16 protein-coding genes and 2 pseudogenes are annotated in these 11,385 nt (G+C 52.2%); 17 read left to right on the top strand and 1 reads right to left on the bottom strand.

Going from position 1 to position 11,385, the window contains the following annotated elements:
• The 7 genes and pseudogenes from HMPREF9162_RS08965 to HMPREF9162_RS08935 form a co-directional block, all read left to right on the top strand.
• A pseudogene (locus HMPREF9162_RS08965) lies at positions 1-290 on the top strand (N-acetylmuramoyl-L-alanine amidase); the annotation flags it as partial.
• A gap of 2 nt (positions 291-292) precedes the next feature.
• Positions 293-574, top strand: a complete 282-nt coding sequence (locus HMPREF9162_RS08960) for a hypothetical protein (RefSeq protein ID WP_009438578.1) — start codon at positions 293-295, stop codon at positions 572-574.
• 117 nt (positions 575-691) lie between these two features.
• Positions 692-1,441 (top strand): hypothetical protein, encoded by a 750-nt coding sequence (locus HMPREF9162_RS08955; protein ID WP_009439011.1) that lies wholly within the window; start codon positions 692-694, stop codon positions 1,439-1,441.
• Positions 1,425-1,661 (top strand): DUF4314 domain-containing protein, encoded by a 237-nt coding sequence (locus HMPREF9162_RS08950; protein WP_037350526.1) that lies wholly within the window; start codon positions 1,425-1,427, stop codon positions 1,659-1,661. The genes HMPREF9162_RS08955 and HMPREF9162_RS08950 overlap by 17 nt, the downstream gene beginning before the upstream one ends.
• Positions 1,658-1,834 (top strand): DUF5049 domain-containing protein, encoded by a 177-nt coding sequence (locus HMPREF9162_RS08945; RefSeq protein WP_009438987.1) that lies wholly within the window; start codon positions 1,658-1,660, stop codon positions 1,832-1,834. Before HMPREF9162_RS08950 ends, HMPREF9162_RS08945 begins: the two co-directional genes overlap by 4 nt.
• Positions 1,835-1,989: 155 nt before the next feature.
• Positions 1,990-2,268 carry a hypothetical protein gene (locus HMPREF9162_RS08940; protein ID WP_037350273.1) on the top strand — a complete coding sequence of 93 codons (279 nt, stop codon included), beginning with the start codon at positions 1,990-1,992 and terminating at the stop codon, positions 2,266-2,268.
• Between the two features lie 95 nt (positions 2,269-2,363).
• A complete protein-coding gene (locus HMPREF9162_RS08935) occupies positions 2,364-3,965 on the top strand; it encodes a terminase large subunit (RefSeq protein WP_009439015.1) in 1,602 nt (533 codons plus the stop codon).
• A 64-nt stretch (positions 3,966-4,029) separates the two neighbouring features.
• On the opposite strand, the gene HMPREF9162_RS08930 is transcribed toward HMPREF9162_RS08935, so the two are convergent.
• Positions 4,030-4,857, bottom strand: a complete 828-nt coding sequence (locus HMPREF9162_RS08930) for a hypothetical protein (RefSeq protein ID WP_217490390.1) — start codon at positions 4,855-4,857, stop codon at positions 4,030-4,032.
• Positions 4,858-5,176: 319 nt separating this feature from the next.
• Between HMPREF9162_RS08930 and HMPREF9162_RS08925 the strand changes: the two genes are divergently transcribed.
• From HMPREF9162_RS08925 to HMPREF9162_RS08875, 10 genes and pseudogenes are all read left to right on the top strand, one after another.
• The gene (locus tag HMPREF9162_RS08925; protein ID WP_009439039.1) at positions 5,177-6,430 is read left to right on the top strand and encodes a phage portal protein; all 1,254 of its coding nucleotides are present in this window, start codon (positions 5,177-5,179) and stop codon (positions 6,428-6,430) included.
• A complete protein-coding gene (locus HMPREF9162_RS08920; RefSeq protein WP_009438977.1) occupies positions 6,420-7,115 on the top strand; it encodes a head maturation protease, ClpP-related in 696 nt (231 codons plus the stop codon). The genes HMPREF9162_RS08925 and HMPREF9162_RS08920 overlap by 11 nt, the downstream gene beginning before the upstream one ends.
• 15 nt (positions 7,116-7,130) lie before the next feature.
• Positions 7,131-8,306: a phage major capsid protein gene (locus HMPREF9162_RS08915; protein WP_009439069.1), complete on the top strand. Its 1,176-nt coding sequence runs from the start codon at positions 7,131-7,133 to the stop codon at positions 8,304-8,306.
• A gap of 36 nt (positions 8,307-8,342) precedes the next feature.
• Complete coding sequence (locus HMPREF9162_RS08910) at positions 8,343-8,618, top strand: head-tail connector protein (RefSeq protein ID WP_006306686.1); 276 nt, start codon at positions 8,343-8,345, stop codon at positions 8,616-8,618.
• On the top strand, positions 8,619-8,957 hold the full coding sequence (locus HMPREF9162_RS08905; RefSeq protein WP_009439017.1) for a phage head closure protein: 339 nt from the start codon (positions 8,619-8,621) through the stop codon (positions 8,955-8,957). It begins immediately after the preceding gene.
• Complete coding sequence (locus tag HMPREF9162_RS08900; protein WP_009439097.1) at positions 8,950-9,348, top strand: HK97 gp10 family phage protein; 399 nt, start codon at positions 8,950-8,952, stop codon at positions 9,346-9,348. The genes HMPREF9162_RS08905 and HMPREF9162_RS08900 overlap by 8 nt, the downstream gene beginning before the upstream one ends.
• Positions 9,345-9,707 carry a DUF3168 domain-containing protein gene (locus tag HMPREF9162_RS08895; RefSeq protein WP_009439040.1) on the top strand — a complete coding sequence of 121 codons (363 nt, stop codon included), beginning with the start codon at positions 9,345-9,347 and terminating at the stop codon, positions 9,705-9,707. The genes HMPREF9162_RS08900 and HMPREF9162_RS08895 overlap by 4 nt, the downstream gene beginning before the upstream one ends.
• A gap of 1 nt (position 9,708) precedes the next feature.
• A pseudogene (locus tag HMPREF9162_RS08890) lies at positions 9,709-10,137 on the top strand (major tail protein); the annotation flags it as partial.
• Positions 10,138-10,320: 183 nt separating this feature from the next.
• Complete coding sequence (locus HMPREF9162_RS08880; RefSeq protein WP_037350519.1) at positions 10,321-11,115, top strand: hypothetical protein; 795 nt, start codon at positions 10,321-10,323, stop codon at positions 11,113-11,115.
• Complete coding sequence (locus tag HMPREF9162_RS08875) at positions 11,115-11,366, top strand: DUF4314 domain-containing protein (protein WP_009728904.1); 252 nt, start codon at positions 11,115-11,117, stop codon at positions 11,364-11,366. The genes HMPREF9162_RS08880 and HMPREF9162_RS08875 overlap by 1 nt, the downstream gene beginning before the upstream one ends.
• The last annotated feature ends 19 nt before the right edge of the window (positions 11,367-11,385 follow it).

Here is an 11,385-nt window from a genome sequence, read left to right as displayed (position 1 = left end):
TCAGGGGACAGAGGTCTGGCACTACTACGGAAGCGGAGAGGGAGAGAAACTGGCTACAGTGCATCCAGAATCAGATTATGGATGCACTCGGAACCGTGGATCGCAGCGTGAAGGGGGCAAAGCCCGGTGTCAACGGTCTGTACGTTCTGAGCAACACCGATGCGGTCGCTGTGATCGTGGAACTTGCGTTTATCGACCATGCGGGTGACGCAGAGCTTCTGCGTTCGCAGCAGGATGAATTTGCCCGCGCCATTGCGCGTGGGGTAACGGACTATGAAGGAGAGTGTTGAAGATGAAACTGGAACACATTCAAAACGAACTGAAAAATCATGTGGGAGATTTCGTGCGGACGGAGGCGAAGGAAGCGACCGTCCTATGGCTGCATGAGAAGGGGCTTCCTGCGGCGCGTGAAGTGTCGGCGGCGTATACGGCGGCACTGAAAGAGAGTGCCGAGAAGGAGTCAGGATGGTGCAGATTCCGTGACCGCATCTTCCTGCCGCTTGTCATTGACGGGGCGATCTGGATGACGGGCAAGATGCTCGAGCGGATGACTGCTCCTCATTCTGTGAAATGATAATACTCTGTGGTTTATCTCACTGAGGCTATGGTGTATACAACACAATCCGCTTGCTAATTCTTCCCATACGAGTGATGAATGTAATGACCAAAGTTCATAAAGGAGGTTTTCAAAATGAAGGTCAATTACAACATCCAGAAGGAAGAGCGCAAGGCGATGGTCGGGATCATCAGCAAGGCAGTCGGCGAAAAGCCCGTCTACTGCGCCGCACCGAGGTTTTCCTACAAGGTCAGCGCATTTGAGATCACGAAGGACGGCAGCCTTTGCTTCGACGATGGGGCTGACGAAGCGACGGTGGCGCGTGTGCGGACGGCACTGCGCGAGGCGGGCTTTACGTCCGAGGATGGGGAAAACGAGCCCTCCTGCGCGGACACGGCGCAGAACGATTCCACCCCGACGGAAACGGCAGATGCAGAAGCTGACTCCTCCGAGGACAGCCTTTCCATCAGCCTCCCGCGCAGTCTCTTCACGGAGACCGCACTGAACAATCTGGATGCACTCCTTCTGAGCAAGGAGCGGCTCATTCGCCATGCCTTTGACATCCGAGAAGCGACCTACACGCTAGAGGGCGACCGCATCACCTTTGCATGGCTGCACGGGACGATCACCGACGAGACGGCAAAGGCGTATGCCGAGTTCATCAGCAAGCTCTGCCTGATGGCGCGGACACAGAAGCGCGTCACGGCAAAGGAGAAGATCGTGGACAACGAGAAATACGCCTTCCGCTGTTTCCTCCTGCGCCTTGGCATGATCGGGAGTGCCTACAAAGAGTCGCGAAAGATTCTCTTGCAGAACCTCACGGGCAGCAGCGCCTTTAAGAGTGGACATCGGAAGGGAGATGAGCGTCATGCGCTTTCCGAGTAGGGAGCAGATCGCCGTGCTTCGAGAGCGGTATCCGCGCGGGACTCGGGTGGAACTCCTCGCAATGGACGATCCGCAAGCCCCGCCGACGGGAACGATGGGCGAGGTCATGGGCGTTGACGATGCGGGACAGCTTCTCGTCCGATGGGAGACAGGATCGTCACTCAGGCTTATCCCCAGCGTGGACTCCTTCCGCATTGCAGAGAAAGGCGGCAGGTCATGAACGAAACGGTTTTCTCACAGATCATGGACATCCGCGACTCCGGGCGAGTGAATATGTTCGACATTCCCGCTGTTCAGAGGATGGCGTTTAAGATGGAATTCTACGAACTCATCTGCTTCATCGAAGAGAACCGTGCGGCGTATGTACGCTTTATCCTCACGGGCGAAGAGTAAGTTTTACGGCTTCTTGCACAGCCTTTCGGGGCTGTGTTTCTCTCGAAAAATAAGTGTGATTTATCGAAAATAAGACTTGCTATATTCTGCGTTTAGAGGCATATATGTACATGACCAAAGGGAACAACCTACACACAGAAAGCGAGGAACACAAAATGAGAAACGCAGAAGCAAGATGGCCGAAGACCACTACGATGGAGCACCTCGATGAGATGCGGTTCGGAACGAGCGGCGCGATCCTGCGGTACGGCGAGCAGATCCTTGTGGTCGGGATGGAATGCTGGGGCTTCCACGCAGCCGTTTATGAGATGGTCGAAACGCCGGAGGAGACGGGATTCGCGGACATCGAATGCCGCTTGAACCTTGTCGAAGCCGCCACCGAGCTTTTCGAGGACGGCGGGCACGCGATGGCTTGGTGCATGAAGCGCATCTAAGCCACGCCGAACAACAAAACAGCCCTTCGGGGCTGCTTCTCGTTACAGATATTTCGAGTCGCTGACAGCGGCTCTTTTTTGATGGGGGTGATTGCTTGCGAAAACTTACGGACTACAAGCCGACAAAGTTTATGGCAGAGAACGCGCATTATGACAAAGAAGCTGCGGACTACGCTGTGGGATTCATCGAGTGTCTGTGCCATACGAAGGGGACGTGGGCAGGAAAGCCCTTTGAACTCATCGACTGGCAGGAGCGCATTATCCGAGACATTTTCGGAATTTTGAAGCCGAACGGGTATCGCCAGTTCAACACGGCGTATATCGAGATAGGGAAGAAGAACGGGAAGAGCGAACTTGCGGCCGCCGTTGCACTGCTCCTTTGCTGCGGCGACGGGGAGGAACGTGCCGAGGTGTATGGCTGTGCTGCCGATCGTCAGCAGGCGAGCATTGTCTTTGAGGTCGCAGCAGATATGGTGCGGATGTGTCCCGCACTCGGTAAGCGGGTGAAGATCCTTGCCTCCCAGAAGCGAATGGTCTATCTTCCGACGAATAGCTTTTATCAGGTGCTTTCGGCAGAAGCATACTCGAAGCATGGCTTCAATATCCATGGCGTTGTATTCGACGAACTTCACACGCAGGCGAATCGCAAGCTCTTTGATGTTATGACGAAAGGCTCCGGCGATGCGCGTATGCAGCCACTCTACTTCCTTATCACCACGGCAGGAACGGATACGCAGTCCATCTGCTACGAGACGCACCAGAAAGCGAAGGACATTCTCGAAGGGAGAAAAATCGACCCGACCTTCTATCCCGTGATCTACGGAGCGAAGGAAGATGAGGACTGGACAGACCCCGAGGTATGGAAACGGTCGAATCCGTCCCTCGGCATCACGGTCGGCATCGACAAGGTACAGGCGGCGTGTGACTCTGCACGGCAGAACCCTGCCGAGGAAAACAGCTTTCGTCAGCTGCGTCTGAATCAGTGGGTGAAGCAGTCCGTGCGGTGGATGCCAATGGATAGGTGGGATGCGTGCGCCATACCTGTGGATGCGGATGGTTTGGAAGGACGTGTCTGTTACGGCGGTCTTGACCTTTCCTCCACGATGGACATTACGGCATTTGTTCTCGTGTTCCCTCCGACCGAGGAAGATGAGCCGTTTGCCGTGCTTCCGTACTTCTGGATTCCCGAGGATAACATCGACCTGCGCGTGCGGCGTGACCATGTGCCGTATGACGTGTGGGAGAAGCAGGGCTTTCTCATGACCACGGAGGGGAATGTTGTGCATTACGGATTCATCGAGGCGTTCATCGAGAAATTGGGCGAAAAGTACAACATCCGCGAGATTGCCTTTGACCGCTGGGGCGCGGTGCAGATGGTGCAGAACCTTGAGGGAATGGGATTCACCGTTGTTCCGTTCGGGCAAGGCTTCAAGGATATGAGTCCGCCGACCAAAGAGTTGATGAAGCTGACACTGGAAAAGAAAATAGCGCACGGCGGGCATCCCGTCATGCGCTGGATGGCAGACAACATCTTTATTCGCACCGACCCTGCGGGCAACATCAAGGCGGACAAGGAGAAGTCCACCGAGAAGATCGACGGTGTAATCGCGCTCATTATGGCACTTGACCGTGCGATTCGGTGTGGGAACGATACGTCGGAATCGGTGTATGAAAATCGTGGGGTGTTGGTGATGTGAGCGAATTGTATCTTTACACCGATGACATTAAGCCCCCATTTAATCTGCTTACTCAAACCACAGTTTATCGAGTTCCTCTACTTCCCCAAAAGTCTCTTTTATGATTGTATATGTCCGCTACTTTATTTAATACCCCTGCTACGACATCAGGGGCGGAATCATATGTCCATAATTCAGGTGTCTTCAACACATATTTTTTTACACTGCCATCTCTTGCAGTTTCATAACCTGCAATCACTAGAAATTGTTTCTTGTTTGGGTCAAATCTTGTGTAGTATAAAGCAGACTTTATCGGTATATTCATTAATAATTTGTCCTGTTTTTCTTTCGACATTTCAGGGGTTATGAGCCGCCCTACATCAATATCAAGACGTATCCATCCTTCAAGGTAGTTATCTACCCAGCGAATAGATTGTGCGTCAACATATATATCGGTAAAACGTGCATAGAAGATTTTTTCAGTCTTCGGATCAATATCATCAGTTTTTTCCCATTTCTTTGTCAATCTTGCCCAGTAGTAGTCAAAATTTCTTGAATATATCACATTTAGTTCATGTTCTTTGCGTTTGTTTTTATTGAAGTAAGTATCCTTAATTGATTCGAGGAACTCTATTGAAGCATTGGCGATTTCGGCATATTCAGGGCTATTATCCATGTCGGAAAAGTTGTAGTCTGTATGAAACGTACCTTCTGGATCTAGGTTTAGTATAATCTCAGGATTTTTCCCCGCTTTCGTCCATAAAGATTCATCAAATATCGCTACAGATCGTGTTCTAAAGTCTAGATATATTTTTTCTTGAATCCATAAATCATTGTTAGCGTAGGCAGAACCAATCCTTGAAACAATATCCTCCGGATTCCAAAATGGTGGTGCATAAAATTCACGAATCACGCTTTGAATATGATTCACATATGACCTCGATTTTATCTTCTTTATGATGGTCATCTCGATCTTTTTATTGGAGTAGAAATTGAATAGCTGATTTTCAACAAGATTTGTGGTTATATAGACATCATACAGATCCGACGAATATGCTAGTCGATTTTCATATATTTCACTACGAACAGCATAGCAATATGAATTGTTCATCACAATCAAAAGGAAGCATACAATCAATAAAGCGAGCTTTTTCATCAGAAGCATCCTTTCTGCAAGTCTAAAAAAAAATATGTATATCATAGCATACAATCATCTTCAAGGGGGGGATTATATGAATTTCTTTACAAAACTCTTCCGTTCGCGGGACAAGCCCATGAATCATCTCGGCGGCTTGTCCTTTTTGTTTGGGCAGACGGCGGCGGGCAAGGCGGTCAATGAGAGAACCGCGATGCAGACGACGGCAGTCTACGCTTGTGGCCGCATCCTCGCAGAATCCATCGCAGGGCTGCCCCTTCATGTTTACGCATACAAAGGGCAGGGCAAAGAGCGCGTGCCGGAGCACCCGCTGTACCTCCTGCTCCACGATGCACCGAATCCCGAGATGACCTCCTTTATATTTCGCGAAACAATGATGATTCACCTTCTTCTGTGGGGAAACGCCTATGCCCAGATACTTCGGGATGGCAGTGGACGTGTTCTTGGTCTCTATCCGCTGCTCCCGGACAAGATGGAGGTGAGCCGTGACAGCCACACAGGCGAACTCTACTACACCTACACCAGAAGCACGGAGGAGAATCCGAATTTTGCGGATAAGGGGCAGATTCGTCTGCGACGTGAGGATGTGCTGCATATTCCGGGACTCGGCTTCGATGGTCTTGTGGGCTACAGCCCCATCGCTATGGCGAAGAATGCCATCGGCATCGCTCTGGCAACGGAAGAGTACGGCGCGGCATTCTTCAAGAACGGTGCGCGTCCGGGCGGCGTACTCGAACATCCGGGGGTTCTCAAAGATCCGTCGAAGCTCCGTGAGAGCTGGCACGCCGTCTACGGCGGTACAATGAACACAGGCAGGATTGCTGTGCTGGAAGAGGGCGTGAAATATCAGCAGATTGCCATACCGCCCGAGGAGGCTCAGTTCCTAGAGACGAGGAAGTTCCAGATCGACGAGATCGCACGGCTCTATCGTGTGCCGCCGCATATGGTGGGAGACTTGGAGAAGTCCAGTTTCTCAAATATCGAGCAGCAGTCGCTTGAATTTGTCAAATACACACTGAATCCGTGGGTGGTGCGGTGGGAGCAGTCCCTGCAAAAAGCACTGCTGACGGATAAAGAGCGGAAGGACTACTTCATCCGTTTCAACGTGGACGGGTTGCTGCGCGGAGACTACAAGAGCCGCATGGAGGGATATGCCATCGGGCGGCAGAACGGATGGCTCTCGGCAAACGACATCCGCAGTCTCGAAGACATGAATCCGATTGAATCTAGCGAGGGCGGCGATCTATACCTTATCAACGGGAATATGACGAAACTGAAGGATGCGGGCTTGTTCGCAGGAAATCAGGAGGGAGAAAGCGATGAAGCGTAAATTTTGGAACTGGGTACGGAACGAGGGAGAGAAGCGAATCTTGCTTCTGGACGGTGAAATCTCGGACGAGACGTGGTGGGGCGATGAAGTCACACCCCAGACGTTTCGCTCTGAGCTGAACGCAGCTGAGGGAGATATTGACCTCTGGATCAACTCGCCGGGCGGCGACTGCTATGCAGCGGCACAGATCTACAATATGCTCATGGAGTATAAGGGAAACGTCAATGTCAAGATTGACGGGATTGCGGCATCAGCTGCCTCTGTTGTTGCGATGGCAGGAACAACAGTTGAGATGTCGCCCGTGGCCACCATTATGATCCATAATCCGATGACTGTTTCCATCGGAGACACGCACGAAATGGAGCGGACAATCACATTCCTTGCCGAGATCAAGGAGAGCATCATCAACGCCTATGAGTTAAGGACGGGATTGTCCCGTGCCAAGATTTCAAGGCTCATGGATGCCGAAACGTGGATGAACGCAAAGAAAGCAGTGGAGCTTGGATTTGCAGATTCTGTTCTCTATGCGGACGTTCAGCGTCCTGTGACGGATATGGAGGACGGACTGATCTTCTCCCGTGCCGCCGTCACGAACTCTCTGCTCTCGAAATTCGGGCAGGGAACGCAAAATACTAATGTCGATGCAGAGCCGTTTAAGAAGCGGCTCTTTTCTATTTCGCATTAACGGAGGAAAAAGAACATGGATAAGATCATGGCAATGCGCGAGAAGCGTGCGGAAATGTGGGAACAGGCAAAGCAGTTTCTGGATTCTCACGAAAAGGACGGTCGTCTTACGGCAGAGGATGCCAAAGCGTACGAGCAGATGGAGAATGAGGTGCTTGCGCTCGGGAAGGACATCGAGCGCATGGAGCGTCAGGCGATTCTCGACGCGCAGCTCGCAAAGCCTGTGACAGCGGCGATCACCAACACTCCGGGGGCAGGATTGTCTTCTGAAAAGACGGGGCGTGCAAGCAAGGCATACCGTGCGGCAATGCTCAAGGCACTGCGTACGAATTTCCGGCAGGTGGAGAACGTCCTGCAGGAAGGCGTGGATGCAAACGGCGGCTATCTCGTTCCCGAGGAATACGATCAGCGTCTGATCGACGTTCTGAATGAGGAGAACGTTCTGCGCCCGCTTGCGACGGTGATTACCACAAGCGGAGAGCATAAGATCAACATTGCCGCCACAAAGCCCGCCGCATCGTGGATTGAGGAAGGTGCGCCGCTCACCTTCGGGGATGCGACCTTTGACCAGATCGTCCTCGACGCGCACAAGCTCCATGTTGCGGTCAAGGTGACGGAGGAACTTCTCTATGATAACGCATTCAACCTTGAGAGCTATCTCATCGAGCAGTTCGGCAAGGCACTCGGCAACGCAGAGGAGGACGCATTCCTGAACGGCGATGGGACGCACAAGCCGAAGGGACTTCTTGCCTCGGCAAAGACATCCGTTACCACGGCGGCAGCCGACCTCAAGGCAGACGAACTCGTGACACTCGTCTACAACCTCAAGCGTCCCTACCGCAAGAATGCAGCATTCATCGTCAACGACCAGACGCTTGCCAGCATCCGCAAACTCAAGGATGCGAATGGCGCATACTTCTGGCAGCCGTCGTATCAGATGGGCGAACCCGACCGTCTGCTCGGCTATCCCGTCTACTCCTCGGCGTATATGCCCGCTGTCGAGGCGGGAAAGATCGTCATTGCATTCGGGGATTACTCCTACTACAACATCGGCGACCGTGGGACACGTTCCCTGCAGGAACTCAAGGAGCTGTTTGCAGGCAACGGTATGGTCGGCTACGTCATGAAGGAGCGGGTAGACGGAAAGCTCGTTCTTGAGGAAGCCGTGCAGACGCTTAAGATGAAGGGCTGATTGTGAAATATGCGGCAAAAGAAGAGAGGTGGTTCTATGCTTGTGCCGCTTGCAGCAGTCAAGCAGTATCTTAGGATTGACGGCGATGAAGAGGATGATCTCCTCACGCACTTTACGGAAACGGCAGAACAAATCTGTACAGCATTACTGCGCGTGAAGAAGCTGTCCAAGGTTGAAGATCAGGCGATTGTGCGCGTTGCAATTCTCTATGCCGTGTCCTATCTCTACGAGCACCGGGAGGAAGCGGATCACAGAGGTCTTGCGCTGACATTGCGCTCTCTGCTCTTTGGTGTACGGAAGGAGGTCTTTTAGGTGAGAGTGTCCATGAGTGAACTGCGTCACCGAATTTCCATTCTGCGACCTGTGACGGATACGGACGATGAGGGGAATATCCTCGCGCAAACAACGCAGGAAGTAGGAAAGGCGTGGGCACTCGTTCTGCCCTTTGCCGCAAAAATCTCGGACGGATATGCGGAGAAGGTGCAGGAGGTGGATCATCGTGTCGTTATCCGTTACCGTGCGAATGTACGAGTGACGGATCGTATCCGTTGGGGAGATAAAACGCTCACGCCGATTGCGCCGCCCTATCCGCTCGGCGGGAAGAAGCAATGGCTTGTTCTGGAATGCAGGGAGTTGGTGGAGGATGGCTAGATACCGAGGTTTCGTCTCTGCCGAGAAGATCCTTTCGGAACTCGGCGCAGAGGCGACGGCTGCGGCAAAGGAAGCCCTCGCACACGGTGCGGACGATGTGGTCGCAGAGGCAAAGAATCGCTGTCCCGTCTATACGGGAACAGATAAGCGCGTGGTCAAGGGCGCACTCCGTGACTCCATCCACAAGCGGCTGCGTCGAAAGGACGGCTCTGTCTGGCGCATCGCGGCGGATGCAGAATCTCAGGACGGTGTGCCCTACGGCGTGCTTGTCGAGTTCAGCCCGAGAATCAACCGCCCATTTCTCTATCCCGCACTTGACGCCAAGAAGGACGGTATCCGCTCTGCCATTGTGGATGCCGTGCGGTCTGCGATACGGCGGAGAGGAAGATGAGTGTTGCACGAGCCGTATATCAGGCGCTTTCTCATTCACGCGATGTGACGCAGCTTCTTGCACACGGGAAGAAGAGCATCTACCACGGACGCAGCCCCGACGCAGGGACATACCCGATCATCGTCTATTCGGTGATCTCCGATGTTCCCGTGCTCTCGGCAGACGGCGCAGAACTGGAACGGTGCATAACGCTGCGCATCCACGTTCTGACAAAGGACGGACGCTTTCGGGAGATTCATAAAGCTGTACAGAAGGCGCTTCTGCCGCTCGGCTTTGTTCGGGCGCAGACGCAGGAGTTTTTTGAGAAAGATATTTTCGTTGAAATCACAGACTACAGAACAGCAGTAGAGGGAGAATAAAATGCCAAGTCCAACACCAACTGGAAAGCCCGCCGCAAATCTTACGAGCGGGCAGTTCATCAACATCCAGAAACTTCATATCGCGAAGATGCTCACCGATGTGGCAGGAGGAGCGGCGACCTACGAGGCTCCGATTCCGCTCGGAAAACTTCTGCGTAAGGTGGACATCAAGCCACAGACGAATCAGGCGGAGCTTTTCGCCGACGGGCAGTCCGTAGATACGGCATCGAATACCGCATCCTACGACCTCACCTTCGATACTGCCGCGCTTCCTTTGGAATACACAGCCTATCTTTTGGGACACAGTATCGAGAACGGCGTGATGAAGGCGGGCAAGGACGATGTCGCTCCGTACTTCGCCGTGCTCTTTCAGTCAGATAAGCGCAACGGCAAGAAGAGATACACCAAATTCTACAAAGATGAGTTTTCTTAGGGATACATAATCAACGTAGTTTTATCGACAATCTTCAAGAGGAAGACGACCATGTGGATGCAAAAATCCTGCATGGTCGTTGCTTTATGAGAGTATATCTCAAAAAGTACTTGCAATTTCTGCCTCGGCGAGTGATAGATAGACATGGAAAACCACACCATTACAAAGGAGGACAACATCATGGAACGCAATTACAACGTGAGCGGAGCAGACCGCAAGCGCCTAGTCAAGACTATCGGAGATGCTTTGGGAATCAGACCAAAGTATATGGGGACACCGAGCTTTGCCTTTCAGATTGGCAGTTACGAGGTCACTAAGCACGGCGTGCTGATTTTCGAGAAGGATGAGCAGACGGCAAACGTCCTCGCAGCCATTGAAGCAGCAGGATTCATGGCAGAGCAGTCCGAAGGGGATGTTCTCACTGACAGCAGTATGGAAGAGGCCAAGGACACTCTGCAGGAGGAGGGTACACAGATTACGGAGATTGAAGCGATGGCGCAGACAGTCGAGGAACACATCATGGAGGAATCTGCCCCCATTGAGTCACAGGAGGATATCGTCAATCTTTCTATCAGTATGCCGAGGGAAAATTTCTCCGACACTGCATTGGCAAATTTAGATGCCTTGCTCAAAAGCAAAGGGAATCTCATCAAGGCGGCGTTCGACATCGAGGAGGTAAACTATACGCTGACAGAGGAGCGGATTACTTTCGCATGGTTTCACGGAACACTCACGCCGGAGGCGTATCGTGCCTACGCTGATTTCATCAGCAAGCTGTGCGATATGGCACAGCGGCAGAAGCGTGTACTTGCCAAAGAAAAGAAAGTGGACAACCCCAAGTACGCATTCCGCTGCTTCCTTTTGCGATTGGGGTTGATTGGAAATAAGTATAAGACCACCCGGAAAATTCTCCTTCAGAATCTTTGGGGGAACAGTGCATTCAAATGCGGACATCGCAAAGGAGACTGCTTATAATGAAATTTCCCAGTAAAGAACACATCGAAATGTTCCGCAAAAAGTACCCCGCGGGGACGGTGGTCGAGATTATCTCGATAGAAGATACCCAAGCGCCTCCTGCCGGGACATTGGGGACGGTTTGGGGAGTAGACGATGCTGGAAGCATTTTGGTGCGCTGGCAAAATGGCTCATCCCTAAGCCTTATTCCTGAAGTGGACGAATTCCGAAGTATGAAGGCTGCAAATAAAAAGTCAAGCCATCAACAGTAAAAAGATGAGGAGTTGAGGA

It is taken from the genome of Selenomonas sp. oral taxon 137 str. F0430, from assembly GCF_000183625.1.
GTDB classification, from domain to species: domain Bacteria; phylum Bacillota; class Negativicutes; order Selenomonadales; family Selenomonadaceae; genus Centipeda; species Centipeda artemidis.
This window is presented reverse-complemented; position numbering and strand designations above follow the sequence as displayed.